Origin of the sequence: Pseudomonas sp. B14(2022), from assembly GCF_012030485.1 — a bacterium.
Lineage (GTDB): Bacteria > Pseudomonadota > Gammaproteobacteria > Pseudomonadales > Pseudomonadaceae > Aquipseudomonas.
In genome coordinates this window covers 15,699-38,900 of the sequence record NZ_JAAUVM010000034.1, presented here as the reverse complement: position 1 = coordinate 38,900, position 23,202 = coordinate 15,699, and the positions used below count along the sequence as shown (strand labels likewise).

Annotated in this window: 25 protein-coding genes; 13 read left to right on the top strand and 12 right to left on the bottom strand. The window is 61.8% G+C overall.

Annotated features, from left to right (window positions below):
- Window positions 1–19: 19 nt before the first annotated feature.
- Together hemW and HCF10_RS29545 are read left to right on the top strand one after the other, a co-directional pair.
- Window positions 20–1,159: a radical SAM family heme chaperone HemW gene (gene hemW, locus HCF10_RS29550; protein ID WP_237683202.1), complete on the top strand. Its 1,140-nt coding sequence runs from the start codon at window positions 20–22 to the stop codon at window positions 1,157–1,159.
- Window positions 1,160–1,177: 18 nt separating this feature from the next.
- Window positions 1,178–1,501 carry a DUF3392 domain-containing protein gene (locus tag HCF10_RS29545; RefSeq protein WP_010207241.1) on the top strand — a complete coding sequence of 108 codons (324 nt, stop codon included), beginning with the start codon at window positions 1,178–1,180 and terminating at the stop codon, window positions 1,499–1,501.
- Between the two features lie 140 nt (window positions 1,502–1,641).
- Here the strand turns inward: HCF10_RS29545 and trmB are convergent, their stop codons facing one another.
- From trmB to HCF10_RS29525, 4 genes are all read right to left on the bottom strand, one after another.
- A complete protein-coding gene (trmB, locus tag HCF10_RS29540; protein WP_131697509.1) occupies window positions 1,642–2,367 on the bottom strand; it encodes a tRNA (guanosine(46)-N7)-methyltransferase TrmB in 726 nt (241 codons plus the stop codon).
- A gap of 9 nt (window positions 2,368–2,376) precedes the next feature.
- The gene (locus HCF10_RS29535) at window positions 2,377–3,171 is read right to left on the bottom strand and encodes a thiazole synthase (protein ID WP_131697510.1); all 795 of its coding nucleotides are present in this window, start codon (window positions 3,169–3,171) and stop codon (window positions 2,377–2,379) included.
- A gap of 60 nt (window positions 3,172–3,231) precedes the next feature.
- Window positions 3,232–3,432 (bottom strand): sulfur carrier protein ThiS, encoded by a 201-nt coding sequence (gene thiS, locus HCF10_RS29530; protein ID WP_167656957.1) that lies wholly within the window; start codon window positions 3,430–3,432, stop codon window positions 3,232–3,234.
- Between the two features lie 71 nt (window positions 3,433–3,503).
- Entirely contained in the window at window positions 3,504–3,884 is a 381-nt protein-coding gene (locus tag HCF10_RS29525; RefSeq protein ID WP_131697512.1) for a DUF423 domain-containing protein, read from the bottom strand.
- 74 nt (window positions 3,885–3,958) lie between these two features.
- On the opposite strand from HCF10_RS29525, the gene mtgA reads away from it, so the two are divergent.
- On the top strand, window positions 3,959–4,681 hold the full coding sequence (mtgA, locus tag HCF10_RS29520) for a monofunctional biosynthetic peptidoglycan transglycosylase (RefSeq protein WP_167656956.1): 723 nt from the start codon (window positions 3,959–3,961) through the stop codon (window positions 4,679–4,681).
- 46 nt (window positions 4,682–4,727) lie between these two features.
- Here mtgA and rpoH read toward each other — a convergent pair whose 3' ends face one another.
- The 4 genes from rpoH to ftsY form a co-directional block, all read right to left on the bottom strand.
- Window positions 4,728–5,582, bottom strand: coding sequence for an RNA polymerase sigma factor RpoH (gene rpoH / locus HCF10_RS29515; RefSeq protein ID WP_003176698.1), 855 nt, complete (start codon window positions 5,580–5,582; stop codon window positions 4,728–4,730).
- Window positions 5,583–5,711: 129 nt separating this feature from the next.
- On the bottom strand, window positions 5,712–6,734 hold the full coding sequence (ftsX, locus tag HCF10_RS29510; RefSeq protein WP_065923857.1) for a permease-like cell division protein FtsX: 1,023 nt from the start codon (window positions 6,732–6,734) through the stop codon (window positions 5,712–5,714).
- Window positions 6,731–7,402 (bottom strand): cell division ATP-binding protein FtsE, encoded by a 672-nt coding sequence (ftsE, locus tag HCF10_RS29505; protein ID WP_003234627.1) that lies wholly within the window; start codon window positions 7,400–7,402, stop codon window positions 6,731–6,733. Before ftsE ends, ftsX begins: the two co-directional genes overlap by 4 nt.
- Window positions 7,399–8,841 (bottom strand): signal recognition particle-docking protein FtsY, encoded by a 1,443-nt coding sequence (ftsY, locus tag HCF10_RS29500; protein ID WP_167656955.1) that lies wholly within the window; start codon window positions 8,839–8,841, stop codon window positions 7,399–7,401. Before ftsY ends, ftsE begins: the two co-directional genes overlap by 4 nt.
- 232 nt (window positions 8,842–9,073) lie before the next feature.
- On the opposite strand from ftsY, the gene HCF10_RS29495 reads away from it, so the two are divergent.
- The 4 genes from HCF10_RS29495 to HCF10_RS29480 are packed head-to-tail and all read left to right on the top strand — an operon-like array spanning window position 9,074 to window position 13,580.
- Window positions 9,074–10,429, top strand: a complete 1,356-nt coding sequence (locus HCF10_RS29495) for a M16 family metallopeptidase (protein WP_167656954.1) — start codon at window positions 9,074–9,076, stop codon at window positions 10,427–10,429.
- On the top strand, window positions 10,422–11,912 hold the full coding sequence (locus HCF10_RS29490) for a M16 family metallopeptidase (protein WP_167656953.1): 1,491 nt from the start codon (window positions 10,422–10,424) through the stop codon (window positions 11,910–11,912). Before HCF10_RS29495 ends, HCF10_RS29490 begins: the two co-directional genes overlap by 8 nt.
- Window positions 11,912–12,529, top strand: a complete 618-nt coding sequence (rsmD, locus tag HCF10_RS29485) for a 16S rRNA (guanine(966)-N(2))-methyltransferase RsmD (RefSeq protein WP_131697517.1) — start codon at window positions 11,912–11,914, stop codon at window positions 12,527–12,529. Before HCF10_RS29490 ends, rsmD begins: the two co-directional genes overlap by 1 nt.
- A gap of 55 nt (window positions 12,530–12,584) precedes the next feature.
- Window positions 12,585–13,580 carry a hydrolase gene (locus tag HCF10_RS29480; protein ID WP_167656952.1) on the top strand — a complete coding sequence of 332 codons (996 nt, stop codon included), beginning with the start codon at window positions 12,585–12,587 and terminating at the stop codon, window positions 13,578–13,580.
- 30 nt (window positions 13,581–13,610) lie between these two features.
- Here HCF10_RS29480 and HCF10_RS29475 read toward each other — a convergent pair whose 3' ends face one another.
- The gene (locus HCF10_RS29475) at window positions 13,611–14,465 is read right to left on the bottom strand and encodes a sulfurtransferase (RefSeq protein ID WP_167656951.1); all 855 of its coding nucleotides are present in this window, start codon (window positions 14,463–14,465) and stop codon (window positions 13,611–13,613) included.
- Window positions 14,466–14,498: 33 nt separating this feature from the next.
- Entirely contained in the window at window positions 14,499–15,170 is a 672-nt protein-coding gene (locus HCF10_RS29470) for a TetR/AcrR family transcriptional regulator (protein WP_145336911.1), read from the bottom strand.
- 146 nt (window positions 15,171–15,316) lie between these two features.
- On the opposite strand from HCF10_RS29470, the gene HCF10_RS29465 reads away from it, so the two are divergent.
- The 5 genes from HCF10_RS29465 (at window position 15,317) to HCF10_RS29445 (ending at window position 20,014) form a co-directional block, all read left to right on the top strand.
- Window positions 15,317–16,744, top strand: coding sequence for a coniferyl aldehyde dehydrogenase (locus HCF10_RS29465; RefSeq protein WP_167656950.1), 1,428 nt, complete (start codon window positions 15,317–15,319; stop codon window positions 16,742–16,744).
- Window positions 16,745–16,772: 28 nt separating this feature from the next.
- Window positions 16,773–17,318 (top strand): twin-arginine translocation pathway signal protein, encoded by a 546-nt coding sequence (locus HCF10_RS29460; RefSeq protein ID WP_167656949.1) that lies wholly within the window; start codon window positions 16,773–16,775, stop codon window positions 17,316–17,318.
- Window positions 17,319–17,355: 37 nt separating this feature from the next.
- The gene (locus HCF10_RS29455) at window positions 17,356–18,951 is read left to right on the top strand and encodes a GMC family oxidoreductase (RefSeq protein ID WP_131697523.1); all 1,596 of its coding nucleotides are present in this window, start codon (window positions 17,356–17,358) and stop codon (window positions 18,949–18,951) included.
- Window positions 18,952–19,065: 114 nt separating this feature from the next.
- Complete coding sequence (gene coaD, locus HCF10_RS29450; RefSeq protein WP_003176711.1) at window positions 19,066–19,545, top strand: pantetheine-phosphate adenylyltransferase; 480 nt, start codon at window positions 19,066–19,068, stop codon at window positions 19,543–19,545.
- Window positions 19,546–19,762: 217 nt separating this feature from the next.
- Window positions 19,763–20,014, top strand: coding sequence for a YfhL family 4Fe-4S dicluster ferredoxin (locus tag HCF10_RS29445; RefSeq protein WP_008364838.1), 252 nt, complete (start codon window positions 19,763–19,765; stop codon window positions 20,012–20,014).
- Window positions 20,015–20,085: 71 nt separating this feature from the next.
- Here HCF10_RS29445 and mutM read toward each other — a convergent pair whose 3' ends face one another.
- On the bottom strand, window positions 20,086–20,898 hold the full coding sequence (gene mutM, locus HCF10_RS29440; protein WP_167656948.1) for a bifunctional DNA-formamidopyrimidine glycosylase/DNA-(apurinic or apyrimidinic site) lyase: 813 nt from the start codon (window positions 20,896–20,898) through the stop codon (window positions 20,086–20,088).
- Between the two features lie 21 nt (window positions 20,899–20,919).
- Window positions 20,920–21,732 (bottom strand): HDOD domain-containing protein, encoded by an 813-nt coding sequence (locus HCF10_RS29435; protein ID WP_172681436.1) that lies wholly within the window; start codon window positions 21,730–21,732, stop codon window positions 20,920–20,922.
- A 227-nt stretch (window positions 21,733–21,959) separates the two neighbouring features.
- Between HCF10_RS29435 and HCF10_RS29430 the strand changes: the two genes are divergently transcribed.
- Window positions 21,960–23,156, top strand: a complete 1,197-nt coding sequence (locus tag HCF10_RS29430; protein WP_053127951.1) for a class I SAM-dependent rRNA methyltransferase — start codon at window positions 21,960–21,962, stop codon at window positions 23,154–23,156.
- Window positions 23,157–23,202 lie beyond the last annotated feature (46 nt).

Here is a 23,202-nt window from a genome sequence, read left to right as displayed (position 1 = left end):
GCAAACACCACGGGCGGCCATGCCGGTGCTGCCGCCCCTGGCGCTGTATATCCACATTCCGTGGTGCGTGCGCAAATGCCCTTACTGCGACTTCAACTCCCACACCGCCAGCAAGGTGCTGCCGGAAGAAGAGTATGTCGACGCCTTGCTGGCCGACCTCGATCAGGACCTGCACGCGGTGTATGGGCGCGAACTGAGTTCGATCTTCTTCGGCGGCGGCACGCCAAGCCTGTTCAGCGCTGCGGCGCTGGGCCGATTGCTCAAAGGCGTGGAAGCACGCATCCCGTTTGCCGGCGACATCGAGATCACCCTGGAAGCCAACCCCGGTACTTTCGAGCAAGAAAAGTTCGTCGCTTACCGCACGCTGGGGATCAATCGGCTGTCCATCGGTATCCAGAGCTTCCAGCAAGAAAAGCTCGAGGCCCTGGGTCGCATCCACAACGGCGACGAAGCCGTACGCGCCGCCGGGATGGCACGCCAGGCCGGGTTCGATAACTTCAACCTGGACCTGATGCACGGTTTGCCCGATCAGTCCCTGGAGGACGCGTTGAGCGACCTGCGCCAGGCCATCGCACTGAAGCCGACGCACCTGTCCTGGTACCAGTTGACCCTGGAACCCAACACCGTGTTCTGGAACCAGCCACCGGCGCTGCCGGAAGACGACACCCTGTGGGACATCCAGGAAGCTGGCCAGGCGCTGCTGGCCGAACACGGTTACGCACAATATGAAGTGTCGGCCTACGCCCAACCCGGGCGCCCGGCGCGACATAACCTCAACTACTGGAGCTTTGGCGACTTTATCGGCATCGGCGCCGGCGCCCACGGCAAGCTCAGCCACCCCGACGGGAGCATTGTGCGCACTTGGAAGACCCGCGCGCCGAAGGACTACCTCAACCCGGCCAAAAGCTTCCAGGCCGGGGCGAAGGAGCTGACCAACGAAGAGCTGCCGTTCGAGTTCCTGATGAACGCCCTGCGCCTCACCGAGGGCGTCGACGCCACGCTCTACGCCGAACGCACCGGCCTCGATCTGGCGAGCCTTGACGAGGCGCGGCGCGAGGCAGAACAAAGTGCCTTAATGCAGGTCGAACCGTCACGCCTGGCGGCCACTGATCGCGGGCAACTCTTTCTCAATGACCTGTTGCAGAAGTTTTTGAGCTGATCGCTCTAAGGAAATCGAATGGATTTGGTACTCGACCTGCTCGCCACCGTATCCCGCTGGAGCCGCAGCAACCTGTCGGAAATCTCCCTGGCCCTTGTGGGCTGTTTGCTGGTGCTGTTTGGCGCCGACATCAAGGGCTGGGTCGAAGCACGCCTGGGCAGCGTTGCCGGCGCGTTGCGCGTACCGTTGATGGCCCTGCTGTGCATGATCGGCAGCGGTGCGGCGCTGATCTACGCCACGCCGTGGATTGTGCGGGGGTTGAGCCAGTTCAATAACTACAGCCTGGCGCCGGTGCTGGTGGTGGTGCTGGTGTTGATTGGCGTCGTCGCCGATCGCCGCTGACCTCAAATCCAACACAAAACAACTGTGGGAGGGGGCTTGCCCCCGATAGCTGAGGGTCAGTCGACATCAAAGTGACTGATCCACCGCTATCGGGGGCAAGCCCCCTCCCACATTGAATTGCATTTCAAGTCAGTGGCGAGTTACGCCAGCTTCTCGAACTTCAAATCCCAAACCCCATGCCCGAGTCGCTCGCCACGACGCTCGAACTTGGTGATCGGGCGTTCGGCCGGGCGCGGTACGCATTTGCCGTCTTCCGCCAGGTTGCGGTAGCCAGGGGCAACGTCCATCACTTCCAGCATGTATTCGGCGTACGGTTCCCAGTCGGTGGCCATGTGCAGGATACCGCCGACTTTCAGCTTGCTGCGCACCAGCTCCGCGAAGGAGGCTTGGACGATGCGGCGCTTGTGGTGACGGCTCTTGTGCCATGGATCGGGGAAAAACAGCATCAGGCGGTCGAGGCTGTTGTCGGCGATGCAGCGGTTGAGCACTTCGATCGCGTCGCAGTCATAAACCCGCAGGTTGGTCAGGCCTTGAGTCAGAACGCCGTTGAGCAGCGCGCCGACACCCGGGCGGTGGACTTCCACGCCGATAAAATCCTGTTCCGGCGAGGCCGCCGCCATTTCCAGCAGGGAGTGCCCCATGCCAAAACCGATTTCCAGGGACCGCGGGGCCGAACGACCAAACACCTGGTCATAGTCCACCGGCGCGTCGGCCAGGGGCAGGACGAACAGCGGCGTACCTTGCTCCAGGCCTTTTTGCTGGCCTTCGGTCATGCGGCCGGCGCGCATCACAAAACTCTTGATGCGGCGGTGCTTGGACTCGTCGCCTTCTTCCACGGTGTTCGGCGTTTCGTTTGATTCAGTCATCAATGGCTCTTACTTGATCAGACCATCCAGCGGCGAAGAGGCGCTGGCGTATAGTTTTTTCGGCATGCGCCCGGCGAGGTAGGCCAGGCGGCCGGCGACGATGGCGTGTTTCATGGCTTCGGCCATCAGCACCGGTTGCTGGGCGTGGGCGATGGCCGAGTTCATCAGCACCGCGTCGCAGCCCAGTTCCATGGCGATGGTGGCGTCGGAAGCGGTACCGACACCGGCGTCCACCAGTACCGGGATCTTGGCTTCTTCGAGGATGATCTGCAGGTTGTACGGATTGCAGATGCCCAGCCCGGAACCGATCAGGCCGGCCAGTGGCATCACGGCGATACAGCCGATTTCGGCCAGTTGGCGGGCGATGATCGGGTCATCGCTGGTGTAGACCATCACGTCGAAACCTTCCTTGACCAGGGTTTCAGCGGCCTTGAGGGTTTCGATCACGTTGGGGAACAGGGTTTTCTGGTCGGCCAGCACTTCCAGCTTCACCAGGTTGTGGCCGTCGAGCAGTTCACGGGCCAGGCGGCAGGTGCGCACGGCTTCGACGGCGTCGTAGCAACCGGCGGTGTTCGGCAGGAAGGTGTAGCGATCCGGCGACAGCACTTCGAGCAGGTTCGGCTCGCCTTCGATCTGGCCGAGGTTGGTGCGGCGCACGGCAAAGGTCACGATCTCGGCGCCCGAGGCTTCGATGGCCAGGCGGGTTTCTTCCATGTCGCGGTACTTGCCGGTGCCGACCAGCAGACGGGACTGGTAGGTACGACCGGCCAGGACGAAGGGCTTGTCGCTACGAACGATGCTCATGGGAAATCCTCGAAATGGGGTGAGGTTCTGCAGAATCCGGGGCTACATAAACGTGCGGGACTAGCCGCCGCCGATGGCGTGGACCACTTCGACCTGGTCACCGTCGGTGAGCGCGGTCTCGGCATGCAGGCTACGCGGGACGATATCCAGGTTGAGTTCCACTGCGACGCGACGCCCGGTCAGGTCCAGGCGGGTCAGCAGGGCCGCAACGGTTTCACCGTCGGGCAGTTCAAGGGATTCGCCGTTCAACTGAATGCGCATGCCACGGGCCGCCATCGATTTTAGGGGCCAGCATTCTAGCTCGATTGGGACCTGAAGGTCAGCTCCAAGCGTCAAGCGGTCAGCTGCAAGCGCCAGGCAGCCAAGCCCAGGAAGAACCAACCCAGCAGGAACGCCAATCCGCCGAAGGGCGTGATGATGCCGAGTTTGCTGATCCCCGTGGTGGTCAACACGTACAGGCTGCCGGAGAACAGCAGGATACCGACGACAAAGGACACGCCTGCCCACGTCACCAGGCGCCCCGGAATATGCGCCAGCAGCAGCGCTACGCCGAACAGCGCCAGGGTGTGCACCAACTGATAGGTCACGCCGGTGTGAAAGATCGCCAGGTACTCGGCGCTCAGGCGGCTTTTCAGGCCATGGGCGGCGAACGCACCGAGGGCGACACCGGTGAAGCCGAAAAAGGCAGCCAGCATCAGAAAGCTACGCAGCATGAGGAACTCCAGTCAGACTCATTGGGCAGGGTCTGTATAATGGCCCGCTCAACGGGTTCGGCCAAGCCATCTCTATGCTGCGTGTCCTCTTCAAACGCTTTCTCAACGTCGTGAAATGGTTTGCCATTGGCAGTGTTCTGCTGGTGCTGCTGTTCCGTGTCGTCCCGCCGCCCTTCACCGCATTGATGGTGGAGCGCAAAGTCGAATCCTGGTTCGACGGCGAACCCATTGACCTGCAACGCACCTGGGTGCCGTGGGAAGAAATCTCCGACGACCTGAAAGTGGCGGTGATGGCCGGTGAAGACCAGCGCTTCCCGCAGCATTGGGGCTTTGATTTCGGCGCCATCCAGGCGGCGCTCCTGCACAACGAACGCGGCGGTTCGATCCGTGGCGCGAGTACGCTGAGCCAGCAGGTGTCGAAAAACCTGTTCCTGTGGGCGGGTCGCAGTTATTTGCGCAAAGGCCTGGAGGCCTGGTTTACCGGGCTGATCGAGGTGTTTTGGCCCAAGCAGCGGATTCTTGAGGTGTACCTCAACAGCGTGGAATGGGATGAAGGCGTGTTTGGCGCGCAAGCGGCTGCGCGACATCACTTTGGCGTGAGTGCCAAGGGATTGTCCCGGCAGCAGGCCAGCTACCTGGCGGCGGTGTTGCCTAACCCTCGGGTGTGGAGTGCCAGTCATCCGACCGCGTACGTGGCGCGGCGAGCGGCGTGGATTCGCCAGCAGATGAGCCAGTTGGGTGGGGATGGTTATCTGGTGGAACTGAACAACTCTCGCAAAGCGCCTTGGTCCGACTGATACAACACAAAACAAATGTGGGAGGGGCTTGCCCCCTCCCACACTTTTAAGCAGCGATGGATAGTTTCAGCTTGTTCATCGCGCTCTTTTCAAGCTGACGAATCCGCTCGGCCGACACGTTGTACTTCTGTGCCAGGTCGTGCAGCGTAGCTTTTTCTTCCGCCAGCCAGCGCTGGTAGAGGATGTCACGGCTGCGGTCGTCCAGTACTTCCAGCGCTTCGTGCAGGTTGTGGTTGGAGTTGTCGCTCCAGTCGGCATCTTCCAGTTGACGCGCCGGGTCGTACCGGTGGTCTTCCAGGTAGTTGGCCGGCGATTGGAAAGCGCTGTCGTCGTCCGCTTCCGCGGCCGGGTCGAAGGCCATGTCATGGCCGGTCAGGCGGCTTTCCATCTCGCGCACTTCACGGGGCTCCACGCCGAGGCTTTCGGCCACGCGGTGGACTTCCTCGTTGTTCAGCCACGCCAGGCGTTTTTTCTGGCTGCGCAGGTTGAAGAACAGCTTGCGCTGGGCCTTGGTGGTCGCGACTTTCACGATGCGCCAGTTGCGCAGGATGAACTCGTGGATTTCCGCCTTGATCCAGTGCACGGCAAACGACACCAGGCGCACGCCCATCTCAGGGTTGAAGCGCTTTACAGCCTTCATCAGGCCGACGTTGCCTTCCTGGATCAGGTCAGCCTGGGCCAGGCCGTAGCCGCTATAGCTACGGGCGATATGTACGACAAAACGCAGGTGGGCGAGCACCATCTGCCGAGCCGCCCCCAAATCCTGCTCATAGTAGAGACTCTCGGCCAGTTCACGCTCCTGCTCGGGGGTCAGCAATGGAATGCTGTTGACCGTGTGCACATAGGCTTCCAGGTTCGCACCCGGGACCAAGGCATAAGCAGGTTGCAAAGAAGTGGTCATACGAAAAAACCTCCGACTCACATAACTCGTGCAGTTCAGCACTGCGAAAATTGACCGGGAACCGTAGGACAAGTTCCCTAAACCACTGATACGGTCAATACAAACGAAACCACATTAATCTGACATTAACTACTTCGGTGCCAGCTCACGTAAATGCCGTGCGACCGCAATCCAGGCACCGATATAACCCAACAATACCGCGCCAAGCAAGAGCGACAGACCATCGGCCACCGGTACCCCGGCCAAGGCAAAATCACTGCCATACAAGCCGGCAAGCCCAACGACTGCGTCGTTCAGCCAGTTCAGGCCGAACGCCAGCACGCCCCAGGACAAAATCCCCGCACCCAGGCCATAAAGCGCGCCCATGTACAGAAAAGGCCGACGCACATAGCTGTCCGTGCCGCCGACCAGTTTAATCACTTCTATCTCGGTGCGACGGTTTTCAATATGAAGACGAATGGTATTACCTATCACCAAAAGTAATGCAGACACCAACAGCACCGTCAGGCCGAACACAAAGCGGTCGCCCAGCTTGAGGATCGCCGCCAGGCGCTCTACCCAGACTAGATCAAGTTGCGCCTGTTGCACCTTGGGCATCTCTGCGAGTTTTTGTCGCAGGGCTTCAAGGCCCGCCTTGTCGACTTCATTCGGCGTCACCAGGACCACACCCGGCAACGGGTTCTGCGGCAGCTCCTTAAGCGCCTCGCCCAGGCCGGACTGTTGCTGGAACTCCTCAAGGGCCTGGTCGCGACTGACGTACTCGGCGTCCGCGACGCCCGGCATGTTCTTGATATCGTCCCGTAGCGCTTCGCCTTCCTTGGTACTGGCATCCAGGTTCAGGTACAGCGAAATCTGCGCCGCACGCTGCCAGGAGCCACCCAGGCGCTCGACATTATTAAGCAGCAACGACAAGCCCATCGGCAGGCTCAGGGCCACGGCCATCACCAGGCAGGTAAAAAAGCTGCCGATCGGCTGCTTGCCCAGGCGACGCAGGCTGTCCAGCAGGCTGGCGCGATGACTTTCGATCCAGGCGCGCAGCAGGGTGCTGAAGTCCGGGCCGTCATCGTCGTCGTGTTTTTTCTTTTTCGGTTGCGGATCGGCCGGTTTCGGCGCCACGCGCTCGGAAACCTTGGGGCTACGTGTCGCACTCATACGCCAGCCTCCCCGTCACCGATCAGGCGACCGCGTTGCAGGGTCAGCATGCGGTGGCGCATACGTGCGATCAGCGCCAGGTCGTGGCTGGCGATCAGTACGCTGGTACCCAGACGGTTGATGTCTTCGAACACACCCATGATCTCGGCCGCCAGGCGCGGGTCGAGGTTACCGGTGGGTTCGTCCGCCAGCAGCAAGGCCGGGCGGTGAACGATCGCGCGGGCAATGCCGACGCGCTGTTGCTGGCCGGTGGACAGGTCGCCGGGGTAGAGGTCGGTCTTGTCCGACAGCGCCACGCGCTCCAGGGCCGAATCCACGCGCTTGACGATTTCGGCCTTGGACAATCCAAGAATCTGCAACGGCAAGGCAACGTTGTTGAACACCGTACGATCAAACAGCAACTGGTGGTTCTGGAACACCACGCCGATCTGGCGGCGCAGAAACGGGATCTGCGCATTACTGATGGTGGCCAGGTCCTGGCCCGCCAGCAGCAATTTGCCGGTGGTTGGGCGCTCCATGGCCAGCAACAGGCGCAACAGCGTACTTTTGCCGGCCCCCGAGTGACCGGTGACAAACAAGAACTCGCCGCGACGCACTCTAAAGCTCAGCTCATGCAAGCCGACATGCCCGTTGGCATAGCGTTTACCGACCTGTTCGAATCGAATCATGAACGCTCCCGCTCGGCAAACAGTGCCTGTACAAAGGGTTCGGCTTCAAAGGTGCGCAGGTCGTCGATGCCTTCACCGACGCCGATATAACGAATCGGCAACCCGAACTGCTTGGCCAGGGCGAAGATCACGCCGCCTTTGGCCGTGCCGTCGAGCTTAGTCAACGCCAGGCCGGTCAGTTGGACCGTCTGGTTGAATTGTTTGGCCTGGCTGATGGCGTTCTGGCCAGTACCGGCGTCCAGCACCAGCAGCACTTCGTGCGGGGCGCCTGCGTCGAGCTTGCCAATCACGCGGCGGACTTTCTTCAGCTCTTCCATCAGGTTGTCTTTGGTGTGCAGGCGACCGGCGGTATCCGCAATCAGCACGTCGATGTTACGAGCCTTGGCGGCTTGCACGGCGTCGAAGATCACCGAGGCGGAATCGGCACCGGTGTGCTGGGCGATGACCGGGATCTTGTTGCGCTCACCCCAGACCTGCAATTGCTCGACGGCAGCGGCGCGGAAGGTGTCGCCGGCGGCGAGCATGACTTTTTTGCCTTCCGACTGCAGCTTCTTGGCCAGTTTGCCGATGGTGGTGGTCTTGCCGGCGCCATTGACGCCCACGACCAGGATCACGAACGGCTTGTTCGGGGTGATCACCAGTGGCGCTTCCACGGGCTTGAGCATCGCCGCCAGCTCGGCCTGCAAGGATTTGTAGAGGGCGTCGGCATCGGTCAGCTGCTTGCGCGCGACCTTCTGGGTCAAGCTCTGGATGATCACGGCGGTGGCTTCGACGCCCACGTCGGCGGTCAGCAGACGGGTTTCGATGTCTTCCAGCAGTTCGTCGTCGATCACCTTTTTGCCGAGGAACAGGCTGGCCATGCCTTCGCCGATGCTGGCGCTGGTCTTGCTCAGGCCTTGCTTGAGGCGGGCGAAGAAGCCGGTCTTGCTGGTTTCGACAGGAGCGACGGACGCGGGCTCGACGGGCGATTCGATAACGGCGGGAGCGGCAACCACGACGGGAGCCGGCTCAACCACTGGCGCGACAACCGCAACGGGTGCCGGCTCGATCACAGCTACAGGCGTAGGCTCGTCGATCACGACAGGAACCGGCTCGATAACCACCGGAATCGGCGGCGTCACATGCTCGGCCTGCACGTCGTCAACCAGCGCCACGGGCTCTTCGGCCACCGGCAGTTCCGGCCACGGCTTATGCTCGGGCTCAGGTTCCGGCACCACTTCGGCCACCGGCTGCAACACCGGCTCAGCCATCGGCAAAACGACCGGCGCCGGCGCTTCGACTACCGGTTCGGCTTCTACTATAGGCTCGGGGATCGGCTCAGCTTGAACCTGTGGCTGTTCAGCGACGGTTTCCTGCGGCTTTTTGCGCAGCCATCCGAACAGGCCTTTCTTCTCGCCAGCCGCAGCTGGGGTCTTCTTGTCGTCGTTGGAACCAAACATGGAGACGGCTATCTCAAGGTAGCGACGCGCCAAGGGGCACATCGGTAAATAAAATTCGATGCGTAACAGACTGTTTTTTAGCCAGCTCGTTCATGCGCAACATTTTGTAAGGCCTAAATAGGGCCTTAACAAGACAGCCATAGTGGCCGTCCCTAGGTCGGATCAGTATCCTAGCACCTCCTCGCCCGCCGACGCTAAGACCAAGCGGGCAGCCCAACAGGTTTAAAAACGAATGAATGCTCTAGCCCGCCACGCCGCAGGCCTGCTGCTCAGCACAGTTTGTCTGCCACTTTCAGCCTTGGCTGCCGACCCACAACCCACCCATGAATTCACCCTGGATAACGGCCTCAAGGTGGTCGTGCGCGAAGACCATCGCGCGCCGGTGGTGGTTTCCCAGGTCTGGTACAAGGTCGGTTCGAGCTACGAAACCCCGGGCCAGACCGGTTTGTCCCACGCCCTGGAGCACATGATGTTCAAGGGCAGCGCCAAGGTCGGCCCCGGCGAAGCCTCGCTGATCCTGCGGGACCTGGGCGCCGAAGAAAACGCCTTCACCAGCGATGACTACACCGCCTACTACCAGGTGCTGGCCCGTGACCGCCTGGGCGTTGCCTTTGAGCTGGAAGCCGACCGCATGGCCAGCCTGCGCCTGCCGGCCGACGAGTTCAGCCGCGAAATCGAGGTAATCAAGGAAGAACGCCGCCTGCGCACCGACGACAACCCGATGTCCAAGGCCTTCGAGCGCTTCAAGGCGATGGCTTTCCCGGCCAGCGGCTACCACACACCGACCATCGGCTGGATGGCCGACCTCGACCGTATGAAGGTTGAGGAACTGCGCCACTGGTACCAGTCCTGGTACGTGCCGAACAACGCCACCCTGGTAGTAGTCGGCGATGTGACCCCGGACGAGGTGAAAAACCTCGCCCAGCGCTACTTCGGCCCGATCCCCAAGCGTGACGTACCGCCCGCCAAGATTCCGATGGAGCTGGCCGAGCCCGGCGAGCGCCTGCTGACCATGCATGTGCAGACCCAATTGCCGAGCGTGATCCTGGGCTTCAACGTACCTGGCCTGGCCACCGCCGAAGACAAGCGTTCGGTCCAGGCCCTGCGCCTGATCTCGGCCCTGCTGGACGGCGGCTACAGCGCACGGATCTCCGAACAGTTGGAGCGTGGTGAAGAGCTGGTTTCCGCCGCATCCACCCACTACGACGCCTATACCCGCGGCGACAGCCTGTTCACCCTCTCGGCCACTCCGAACCAGCAAAAGAAAAAAACCGTTGCCCAAGCCGAAGCCGGCCTGTGGCGCCTGCTGGAAGAGTTGAAGGCCAAGCCACCGACCGCCGAAGAACTGGAGCGCATCCGTGCCCAGGTCATCGCCGGCCTGGTGTACCAGCGTGACTCGATCACCAGCCAGGCCACCGCCATCGGCTCGCTGGAAACCGTGGGCCTGTCCTGGAAACTCATGGACACCGAGCTGGCCGACCTGCAAAGCGTGACCCCGGAAGACATCCAGAAGGCCGCACGCACCTATTTCACCCGCGAACGTCTGAGCGTCGCCCATGTTTTGCCTGAGGAGACCGCTCATGAGTGATCGCAAAAGCAGCCGCCTGATCCTGCCGGGCCTGATCGTCGTCACCCTGGTCGCAGCGAGTGCCGTGTATTTCCTGCGCCCAAGTGAGTCCGTCGCCAGCCAGGCGCTGGACAAGGCGCAATCGGCCAACAAACTGCAATCCCTGGCGGAGCTTGACGGCAAGGCGCCGACCAACCGCAAGCTCGACGTGCAAACCTGGACCACCGCCGAAGGCGCCAAGGTGCTGTTCGTCGAAGCCCATGAACTGCCGATGTTCGACATGCGCATCCTGTTCGCCGCCGGCAGCAGCCAGGACGGCAACGTGCCGGGCCTGGCACTGATGACCAACGCCATGCTCAATGAGGGCGTGCCGGGCAAGGATGTGAGCCAGATTGCCAGTGGTTTTGAAGGCCTGGGCGCCGACTTTGGCAATGGTGCTTATCGCGATATGGCGCTGGTGTCCCTGCGCAGCCTCAGCGACAGCGCTAAACGCGACGCCGCCCTGGCGCTGTTTGACGACGTCATCGGCAAACCGACCTTCCCCGCCGATTCCCTGGCGCGGATCAAGAACCAGATCCTCGCCGGCTTTGAATACCAGAAGCAGAACCCCGGCAAACTGGCGAGCCTGGAGTTGTTCAAGCGCCTGTACGGCGATCACCCCTACGCTCACCCGAGTGAAGGCACGCCAGAAAGCGTTCCGAAGATTACCCTCGCACAGTTGCAGGCGTTCCACGCCAAGGCTTATGCGGCGGGTAATGCCGTGATTGCCGTGGTCGGTGATTTGACCCGCGCCGAAGTCGAAGCGATGACCGCCAAAGTGTCGGCCTCGCTGCCCAAGGGCCCGGCCATGGCGAAAATCGCCCAGCCGACCGAGCCGAAGCCCGGCCTGAGCCATATCGAGTTCCCGTCCAAACAGACTCACCTGCTCTTCGCCCAATTGGGCATCGACCGCGCCGACCCGGACTACGCAGCGCTGTCCCTGGGCAACCAGATCCTCGGCGGCGGTGGCTTCGGCACCCGTTTGATGAGCGAAGTGCGCGAGAAACGTGGCCTGACCTACGGTGTGTATTCCGGCTTCTCGCCGATGCAAGTGCGTGGCCCGTTCATGATCAACCTGCAAACCCGCGCCGAAATGAGCGGCGGCACCTTGCGCCTGGTCGAAGACGTGCTGGCCGACTACCTCAAGACCGGCCCGACGCAAAAGGAACTGGATGACGCCAAGCGCGAGCTGGCCGGCAGCTTCCCGCTGTCCACTGCGAGCAACGCCGATATCGTCGGGCAGCTGGGCGCCATGGGTTTCTACAACCTGCCGCTGAGCTATCTGGAAGATTTCATGAAACAATCCCAGGCACTGACCGTAGAGCAGGTCAAGGCTGCCTTGAACAAACACTTGAGCGCCGACAAGATGGTCATCGTGACCGCCGGCCCAACGACTGCGCAAAAGCCACTACCGCCCCCCACTGATAAACCTGCCGAGCAGCCGCTCGGGGTTCCGGAGCATTAATGGCCAGTTCATCTCGCCCGAAAAAACCTGTCCACAACGTGCATAACGGTGTGGGCCAACTGCGCATCATTGGCGGTGAATGGGGCAGCCGCAAGCTGAGCTTCCCCGACGTCGTGGGCCTGCGCCCAACGCCGGATCGCGTGCGTGAAACCCTGTTCAACTGGCTCGCGCCTTACATTGCCGGCGCCAAGGTGCTGGACCCGTTCGCGGGCAGTGGCGCGCTGTTCCTGGAGGCGCTGTCCCGTGGAGCGGCCCAGGCCCAGGCGCTGGATGCCAGCAATGTCGCGGTGTCCAGCCTCAAGGAACACCTGGGCACCCTGCGCTGCACCAACGGCCAGGTGCAGACCGCCGACGCCCTGCGCTACCTGGAAACCCAGGCCGCCAGCGCCTACGACGTGGTGTTCCTCGATCCGCCGTTCAACCAGAACCTGCTGCCGACCGTGTGCGCTTTGCTGGAAGAACGCCAGTGGCTGGCGCCGGATGCGTGGATCTACACTGAAAGCGAGACCGCGCCGTCTACCCTGGGCTTGCCGGGTGCGTGGCGCCTGCACCGGGAGCAGAAGTCCGGTCGTGTGTATTACGCGTTGTGGCATCGATTGGTCGAAAGCGTCGCCTGATTTTTCAGACTGGCTTCAATTGTGGTGAGCGGGCTTGCCACAGACTGAGAGTTTCATGACACCGTCCTCCGACCTCTTCACCCCCGCCTTCGGCCTCGGCAACCCTCACCTGCAAACACTGTGGGGGCCGCTGTGGCGCCCTACCACCCATATCGAACGCCAACGCGAACGCCTGTGGCTGGAAGACGGCGACTTTCTCGACCTCGACTGGCATGGCCCCCATGACGCGCAGGCGCCGTTGGTGCTAGTGCTGCATGGGCTGACCGGCTCATCCAATTCCCCCTATGTGGCCGGCCTGCAAAAAGTCCTCGCCGCCCAAGGCTGGGCCAGTGCGGCCTTGAACTGGCGCGGCTGTTCGGGCGAGCCCAACCTGTTGGCGCGCAGCTATCACTCGGGCGCCAGCGAAGACCTGGCCGCCGCCATTGCGCATCTACGCGCCAAGCGGCCGCTGGCGCCGCTGTATGCGGTGGGTTATTCGCTGGGGGGCAATGTGCTGCTTAAGCACCTGGGGGAAACCGGCGAGGCATCCGGGCTGCAAGGCGCGGCGGCGGTATCGGTGCCGTTTCGCCTGGACCAGTGTGCGGACCGCATCGGGATAGGTTTCTCGCGGGTTTACCAAAAGCACTTCATGCGTGAAATGCTCGCGTATATCCGCGTCAAACAAAGCCGTTTTTTACAGGATGGCCGCGCGGACGGACTGAAAGCCCTGGAAGCGCTTGGCTCGCTGGAGAAGATGCGCACCTTCTGGGACTTCGATGGCCGGGTCACCGCGCCGCTGCACGGGTTCTTGAGTGCCGAGGACTACTACCGCCGCGCGTCGAGTCGCTACTACCTGGGTGCTATACGCACGCCGACGCTGATTATCCACGCTGCCGATGACCCGTTCGTATTCGCCCACAGCTTGCCCGAGACCAGCGAGCTGTCGGCCTGCACCGAGTTTGAACTGACGGCCAAAGGTGGGCATGTGGGCTTCGTCGATGGCTCACTGAAACGCCCCAGCTACTACCTGGAGCGGCGCATCCCCCAATGGCTACTGGCACACCACCGTTGAACATGTGGGAGGGTTTACCCCACCGGGAACTCAGTCACCCGTAGCAATTGCCCGCGCAGGATCAGTAATCCACTCGCTCCACGACCCCGCATACAACTTGCCCAACGGGTAACCCGCCAGGCTCAGGGCGAACAGGTTGTGGCAGGCCGTCACGCCCGAGCCGCAATACGCCACCAGTTCTTCCGGCGAGCGGCCCTGCAACTGCGCGGCGAAGCGTTGCTTGAGTTGCTCGGCCGGGAGGAAACGCCCGTCACTGCCCAGGTTTTCGTTGAACGCCGCACATTGCGCACCGGGAATGTGCCCGGCAATCGGGTCGATAGGCTCCACCTCGCCGCGAAAACGCGGTTGGGCGCGGGCATCGATCAGGGTCAGGCCGGGTTGGCCCAGGCGTTTTTGCAGGTGTTCGGCATCCAGCAGCAGGCGATTGTCCGGTGTACCGGCAAACGTCCCGCGCTCGACGACCGGCGCATCCAGGCTCAACGGGAAACCCGCCACATGCCAGGCCTTGAGCCCCCCATCCAGGATAAATACGCCGTCGCGCTTGCCCAGCCAGGCCAGCAACCACCAGGCGCGGGCGGCATAGGCACCAGGACCGTCGTCGTAAAGCACCACGTCGGTATCGGCACTCACACCCCACGCCCGCAGTTGCTCAGCGAAGGTATTCGCTGCCGGCAATGGGTGACGACCGGTCACACCTTTGATTACCGGCCCACTAAGGTGGCGCTCCAAGTCAGCGTACTGCGCACCCTCGATATGCCCCTCGGCGTAGCTGCAACGCCCGTAATCCGGGTCTTCCAAGGCAAAACGGCAATCCAGGATCACCCACCCCGCCGACGTCTGGCGCTCGGCCAATTGCTGGGGGCTGATCAGTTGGGCAAGCGGCATGATGGACTCCTGTGAACAGATTCGGGAAAGGTCCTACTTCACGTCTTCCAGTGCCTGGTTCAACGGCACGTAAAACTCTTTGAACAATGCATCCACCGCCTCTTTCGCCTGGGGCGTAACGAAACCCGCCTCCAGCACCAGCACCTGGTACACCCCGCGTTTGATGGCTTCGGCACTCAGGTGGGCGGAGTTTTCATTGGTGGTGCACAAGAAACGCACCCAGGAAGTGAGGATGATCCAGGCATTGAGGGTCAGGGCTTCGGTTTGCACCGGGTCCATATTCAGGATGCCCGCATCGACAAACCCCTGGTAGATGGCGCCGCCCTGGATCAGGCAACGCTGGGAAAAACGCCGATAGCCGGTGGCCAGTTCCGGGTCGCTCTCCAGCAGGTGTTCAAGGTCGCGGTGCAGAAAACGGTAGCGCCACATGCCGGCCAGTAAGGCCTGGAGGTAGAAGCGCTTGTCTTCCACCAACATGGCTCGCCCCTGGGGCGGACGCAGGAAAGTGTCCACCAACGCTTCATATTCGCGGAACAGCACGGCGATGATCGCCTGCTTGTTGGGGAAGTGGTAGTACAGGTTGCCCGGCGAAATTTCCATATGGGCGGCGATATGGTTGGTGCTGATACTGCGCTCACCCTGCTGGTTAAAAAGCTCCAGGCTGGTTTGCACAATGCGTTCGCTGGTCTTTACTCGTGGTGCCATAGGGGAATCAGCTTCTGTACACGTGATAGGGCATCTTACGGCCTATCCTTGCCAGGATAAATCTGCATGTTGCTGCAATGTTATTTGACAATTTAGAGCAATGACTCTAAAAATCCAGGCAGACCAATAACAATCGGTACTGCGCCATGTCTGCCAACGTTGCCTACCTGCAAGATACCCAGGCGCTGGATCAACTCCAGGACCTGTTCGACGCCCAACGCCGCGCCTACGCCGCCCACCCGATGCCACCAGCCGCACAGCGCCAGCAGTGGCTCAAGGCCTTGCGGGATGTGCTCAGTGACGAGCGCCAGGCACTGATCAATGCGATCAGCCAGGATTTCAGCCACCGCAGCGCCGATGAAACCCTGTTCGCCGAATTGATGCCCAGCCTGCATGGCATTCACTACGCCAGCAAACACCTCAAGGGCTGGATGAAACCTTCCCGCCGCGCTGTAGGCCTGGCCTTCCAACCCGCGTCAGCCAAAGTCATTTACCAACCCCTGGGCGTGGTCGGCGTGATCGTGCCATGGAACTACCCGCTGTACCTGGCCATCGGTCCACTGGTGGGTGCGTTGGCAGCGGGAAACCGGGTGATGCTCAAGCTCAGCGAATCCACGCCCGCTACCGGCGAACTGCTCAAGACCTTGCTGGCCAGGATTTTCCCTGAGGACCTGGTGTGCGTGGTGCTCGGCGAGGCCGAAGTGGGCATGGCGTTTTCCAAGCTGCGCTTCGATCACCTGCTGTTTACCGGGGCTACCAGTATCGGCAAACACGTGATGCGCGCCGCTGCCGAGCACCTCACGCCAGTCACCCTGGAACTGGGCGGCAAGTCGCCGGCCATCGTCTCCGCCGACGTCCCGCTCAAGGACGCCGCCGAACGCATCGCCTTCGGTAAAGCCTTGAACGCCGGGCAAACCTGCGTGGCCCCGGACTACGTGCTAGTGCCGGAGGACCGCGTGGAGGGTTTCGTCGAGGCCTACAGCAAGGCGGTTCGCGGGTTTTATCCGACGTTGGCCGACAACCCGGACTACACCGCCATCATCAATGAGCGGCAACTGGCCCGGCTCAATGCCTACGTCAAGGACGCTACAGACAAGGGCGCCACCCTGATCCCGCTGTACGACCAAGGCCAGGCACGGCGCATGGCCCATAGCCTGCTGCTGAATGTCAGCGACGACATGACGGTGATGCAGGACGAAATCTTCGGCCCGGTGCTGCCGATCGTGCCTTATCGCGGCATCGACCAAGCCTTTGCCTACATCAACCAACGCCCTCGCCCGCTGGCCCTGTATTACTTCGGCTACAACAAACGCGAACAGGATCGGGTACTCCACGAGACCCATTCCGGCGGCGTCTGCCTGAACGACACCCTCCTGCACGTGGCCCAGGACGACATGCCCTTTGGCGGCATCGGACCGTCAGGCATGGGCCACTACCACGGCCATGAAGGGTTCCTGACGTTCAGCAAAGCCAAGGGCGTGCTGGTGAAACAGCGCCTGAACGCGGCGAAATTGATCTACCCGCCCTACGGCAAATCGATCCAGAAACTGATCCAAAAGTTGTTTGTCCGCTGACACCGCCACCCACGGGATAACAATAACAATGAACCCTAGCCTCACGGATTCACCCGCGCTGTCGCGGCGCGGCGTCTTGAAGATCGGCCTGTGCGCCAGCGCCTTCCTGGCCACGGCCGGGCTGGGCGCCAGCCTCAGCGGCTGCTCCAGCAGCACCCCGGCCAGCGGCTTTGCCATGTTGCGCAGCAGTGACTTGCCGTTCCTGCGCGCGGTGATGCCGGTGCTGCTCGAAGGCGTTGCCAGCGCCCAGCACGTGGTCGCCGGGATTGAAGACACGCTGAAAAAACTCGACTACAGCCTGCAGCACCTGTCGCCGGAGATGTTCAAGCTCACCCAGCAACTGTTCGATGTGCTCGGCATGGGCATTACGCGCGGCCCGTTGACCGGCATCTGGGGCAGCTGGGAAAACGCCAGCGCGGAGCAGATCCGCAACTTCCTGCACCGCTGGGAAAACAGCTACCTGAACCTGCTGCGCATGGGCCAGGGCTCGCTGCTCAAGCTGGTGATCATGGCCTGGTACTTCCGGCCCGCCGCCTGGGCGCATTGCGGTTACCCCGGCCCGCCGAAGATCTGATTTGCATCCCTCACAATAAAAACAAGAGACGACCCTGATGCCCGTACCCGATCTGTTCCGCGACGGCCTGGCCCGCGGCTGGAAAACCCACAATGGCGCCGCCCTCGACAGCGACCTGACCCTCGAAGCCGACGTGGCCATTATCGGCAGCGGCGCCGGTGGCGGCACCACCGCCGAAATCCTCAGCGCCGCGGGTTATAAAGTGCTGCTGATCGAAGAAGGCCCGCTCAAGACCAGCAGCGACTTCAAGCTGCTGGAAGACGAGGCCTACGCCAGCCTGTATCAGGAAGGCATCGGCCGCATGAGCAAGGACGGCGCGATCACCATCCTGCAGGGCCGCGCGGTGGGCGGTACCACGCTGATCAACTGGACCTCCAGCTTCCGCACCCCGGACGCCACTCTTAGCCATTGGGCCAGCGAGTACGCGGTAAAAGGCCACAGCAGCGCGGAAATGGCACCGTGGTTCGAAAAGATGGAGCAGCGCCTGGGCATCGCGCCGTGGGCCATCCCCCCGAATGCCAACAATGATGTGATCCGCAAAGGCTGCGAAAAGCTCGGCTACAGCTGGCATGTGATCCCGCGCAACGTACGTGGCTGCTTCAACCTGGGTTATTGCGGCATGGGCTGCCCGGTCAACGCCAAGCAGTCGATGCTGGTGACCACCATCCCATCCACCCTGGAAAAAGGCGGCGAACTGCTGTACCTGGCCCGCGCCGAGCAGCTCAAATACAGCGGCGACACCATCAGCAGCCTGGAATGCGTGGCGATGGACGCGCGTTGCGTGGCGCCTACCGGGCGCAAGATCACCGTGAAGGCCAAGCATTACGTGCTGTCGGGCGGCGGCATCAATAGCCCGGCGCTGCTGATGCGCTCGGATGCCCCCGATCCGCATTCGCGTCTGGGCAAGCGGACCTTTTTGCACTTGGTGAACTTCTCTGCCGGGCTGTTCGATGAGGTGATCAACCCGTTCTACGGCGCGCCGCAGTCGATCTATTCCGATCACTTCCAATGGCAGGACGGCACCACCGGCAAAATGTCCTACAAGCTGGAAGCACCGCCCCTGCATCCTGGCTTAGCCAGCACCTTGTTCGGCGGCTATGGCACACAGAACGCCTTGGACATGAGCCAATTGCCGCACACCCACGCCATGCTCGCGCTGTTGCGTGACGGCTTTCACCCCGACAGCCAGGGCGGCAGCGTGGATTTACGCGGTGACGGTACGCCGGTGCTCGACTATCAGGTTTCACCCTACGCCTGGGATGGTCTGCGCCGGGCCTTTCACAGCATGGCCGAAATCCAGTTCGCGGCGGGCGCCAAGTCAGTCAAGCCACTGCACCATGACGCACGGTTCGTGAACACCTTGGCCGAGGCACGCAGCGTAATTGAGGGTTTGAATCTGGAATTGCACCGGACAACCCTGGGCAGCGCCCATGTGATGGGTGGCTGTGCCATGGGTGAAGATCCAAAAAACGCGGTGGCTGACAGCCTTGGTCGCCATCACCAGTTGCGCAACCTGTCGATCCACGACGGTTCGTTATTCCCCACCAGTATTGGGGCTAACCCGCAATTATCGGTATACGGATTAACCGCTCAACTGGCGACAGCCTTGGCCGAACGTCTGAAAACAGCGTGAAAAAACACGCTATTCACGGTGTCTATACGGCTTTCTTATGCATAAGTTGACTTGGCCGACCGGGATGGCTGCGATACCATCCGGTTCCCCAACGGACTCCGCCAGGACGACGCGATGAACCGAGTGTTGTACCCAGGTACCTTCGACCCGATTACCAAAGGCCATGGCGATCTGGTCGAACGCGCCTCTCGTTTGTTCGACCATGTGATCATCGCAGTCGCGGCCAGCCCCAAGAAAAACCCGCTGTTTCCCCTGGAACAGCGCGTGGAGCTGGCGCGTGAGGTCACCAAGCACTTGCCCAACGTGGAAGTGGTGGGCTTTTCCACGTTGCTCGCGCATTTCGCCAAAGAGCAGAACGCCAATGTGTTCCTGCGAGGCCTGCGCGCGGTGTCGGACTTCGAATACGAATTCCAGCTGGCCAACATGAACCGCCAACTGGCGCCGGACGTGGAAAGCCTGTTCCTCACGCCGTCGGAACGTTATTCGTTCATTTCCTCGACGTTGGTGCGTGAAATTGCCGCTTTAGGCGGGGATATCACCAAGTTCGTGCACCCGGCCGTGGCCGATGCGCTGACGCTGCGCTTCAAGAAGTAATGTGGTGAGCGGGCTTGCCCGCGTTGGGCTGCGTAGCAGCCCTAATAAAGACTCGCGTCGCCTCAGGTGAATAACCGGTCGTCTGGTTTTGGGGCCGCTTCGCTGCCCAACGCGGGGCAAGCCCGCTCACCACAGCTCGCACTGCGGGCGCCAATGCGGCACAATTGCGCGCATTAGTTTTCAGATGCCTTGGCTGACAGCCCTGGCAGGAGTTTCCATGTCCCTGATCATCACCGACGATTGCATCAATTGCGACGTCTGCGAACCCGAGTGCCCGAACGCCGCCATCTCCCAAGGCGAAGAGATCTACGTGATCGACCCTAACCTGTGCACCCAGTGCGTCGGTCATTACGACGAGCCGCAGTGCCAGCAGGTATGCCCGGTGGATTGCATTCCGCTGGATGAAGCTCATCCGGAGTCGGAAGAGCAGTTGATGGAGAAGTACCGGAAGATTACCGGTAAAGCCTGAGGTTCTTCAGCGCCTATCAGGGCCTCATCGGGGGCAAGCCCCCGATGGCAATATCAGCATTCACACAGCAATCAGCTCTGGCACCTGGGGCAAAACACACTCGCCCGCTGCCCCAGCACCACATTGCGCAGCTCAGTCCCGCAGACCTTGCACGGCTCGCCACCCCGGCCGTAGACGAACAATTCCTGCTGGAAATACCCCGGCTGCCCGTCACCACCGATAAAGTCCCGCAACGTGGTGCCGCCACGCTCGATCGCCGCCGCCAGAATGCGCTTGATCTCGATCGCCAGCTTCAAATAACGCCCGCGTGAAATGCCGCCGGCGGCGCGACGCGGATCAATCCCCGCCGCAAACAACGCCTCGGTCGCATAGATATTGCCCACGCCCACCACCACCGCGTTGTCCATGATGAACGGCTTCACCGCCATGGACTTGCCGCGAGACAACTGAAACAAGCGCTCGCCATCAAACAGGTCCGTCAGCGGTTCCGGCCCCAGGCGGATCAGCAGTTCATGGTTGTGCGGGTCCTGGCTCCAGAGCATCGCGCCGAAACGCCGAGGGTCGGTGTAGCGCAGGGCCAGGCCAGACTCCAGCTCGATATCCACATGTTCATGCTTGGCCGCCGGCATGCCGACCTCCACCAGGCGCAGGTTGCCCGACATGCCCAGGTGGCTGATCAAGGTGCCCACTTCGGCGTTGATCAACAGGTACTTCGCCCGCCGCTCCACCAGCACGATGCGCTGGCCGGAAAGGCGCACATCGAGGTCTTCCGGAATCGGCCAGCGCAGGCGCCGCTCACGCACCACCACGCGGCTGACCCGCTGGCCTTCCAGGTGCGGCGCAATGCCGCGCCGGGTGGTTTCGACTTCTGGTAACTCGGGCATGTGTACCTCGTGAAGGGGGGATCAGTGCGCGCCCAGTTCGCGGATCGACAACTTCAGGCTTTCGAAGTCGTAGTCCGACAGGCCCACGTAGTCCAGCACCAGGTGGCCGATGGCATTCCACTCATGATCCACCGACTGGTTGCCCAGCACGCGGCAGGACGAGCAGATGTGCTCGGCCATCTTCAGGATCGCCAGCAGGTTTTTCAGCTGCGGATTGCGCGACGACTCATCACTGAAGACCGCCAAGGCGTTGTGGTGGTTGGCGATGGCATCGGTCACATGCTCCGGCAGGCGCCACGATTTGGCGGTGTAATAGCCGACCACCGCATGGTTGGTGTTGAACGCGTTGTTTTCGGTGTCGACCACGCGGCAGTCGGGGCCGGCGTTGGCGTAGGCCTGCTCCAGCACCGTCATGTAATTGGGGAAGCGCTTGAGCATCAGCGGCACGCCGCAATCGTGGAACAGCCCCAGGGCATAAGCCTCGTCCACCGCCTGGGCGCCGGTGCGCTTGGCCAGGGTCAGACAGGTCATGGCCACGTCCTGGGCGGTGTCCCAGAAGCGGTTGAGGGTGACGATGGTGTCGTCGCTCATCTCGCCCCGGATCGACAGGGCGTTGATCAGGTTGATGATCGACCGGCTGCCCAGCAGGTTCACCGCGCGCTGGATCGAGGCGATCTTGTTGCTCAGGCCGTAATAGGACGAATTGACGATCTTCAGCAACGCGCCGGACAGGCCCGGGTCCTGGGAGATCAACCGCGCGATCACTTCCAGGTCCGGGTCGGGCATGTACTGCTCCATCTGCAAATCCACCATGATTTGCGGCTGGGGCGGCACGCTGATGCCTTGGAGGGCCTGCTGGATCTGTTCGGCGGAAAGCTCTTGGGACATAAGTACATACTCTGGGATAGACGGGGATTCTAACCCCGATGGGAAGCTCACCGACACCTCAAAAACCGGATTGGAACCGGACCAAATGTGGGTGCCAGCTCCCACATGTCCGGCGGCGCGGCCAACAGGGGCGCAACACGGTATACTCCCGCTCTTTTTTCCGGAGCGACGTCATGTCCCTGCCAAGCCTGCGTCTCAAAGCCAACGCCGATCGTCGTTTGCGCAACGGCCACCTGTGGGTCTACAGCAACGAAATCGACGTGGCCGCCACCCCTCTCCACGGCTTCCAGGCGGGCGACCAGGCTATCCTGGAAGCGGCCGGCGGCAAGACCCTCGGCATCGTGGCCATGAGCCCGAACAACCTGATCTGCGCACGCCTGCTGTCGCGCGACATCAAGTTGCCGCTGGACAAGTCGCTGCTGGTGCACCGCATCAACGTCGCCCTGTCCCTGCGTGATCGCCTGTTCGACAAGCCGTTCTACCGCCTGGTCTACGGCGATTCCGACCTGCTGCCGGGCCTGGTAGTCGACCGTTTCGGCGACATCCTGGTGGTGCAGATCGCTTCGGCGACCATGGAGGCCCATAAGGAAGACGTGATCGCCGCACTGACCCAAGTGCTCAAGCCAAGCGGCATCCTGTTCAAGAACGACTCCGCCGCGCGCGACGCCGAAGGCCTCAACCGCTACGTCGAAACCGTGTTCGGCCTGGTGCCGGAGTGGGTCGCGCTGGAAGAGAACGGCGTGAAATTCGAGGCCCCGGTGATCCAGGGCCAGAAAACCGGCTGGTTCTACGACCACCGCATGAACCGCGCGCGCCTGGCCCCATACGCCAAAGGCAAACGCGTGCTCGACCTGTACAGCTACATCGGCGGCTGGGGCGTACAAGCCGCGGCCTTCGGCGCCAGTGAAGTGTTCTGCGTCGACGCCTCGGCCTTCGCCCTCGATGGTGTGGAGCGCAACGCCGCGCTGAACGGCGTTGCCGAGAAGATGACCTGCATCGAAGGCGACGTCTTCGAAGCCCTCAAAGAACTGAAAGCCAGCGAAGAACGCTTCGACGTGATCGTCGCCGACCCACCGGCCTTCATCAAACGCAAAAAAGACATGAAGAACGGCGAAGGCGCCTACCGCCGCCTGAACGAGCAAGCCATGCGCCTGCTCAGCAAGGACGGCATCCTGGTCAGCGCCTCGTGCTCCATGCACCTGCCGGAAGATGACCTGCAAAACATCCTGCTGACCAGCGCCCGCCATCTGGACCGCAATATCCAGATGCTTGAGCGTGGCGGCCAGGGTCCGGATCATCCGGTGCACCCGGCGATTGTCGAGACCCGGTATATCAAGAGCATTACGTGCCGTTTGTTGCCAAACAGCTAAAGCCAAGCACAGATAAAAATGTGGGAGGGGGCTTGCCCCCGATAGC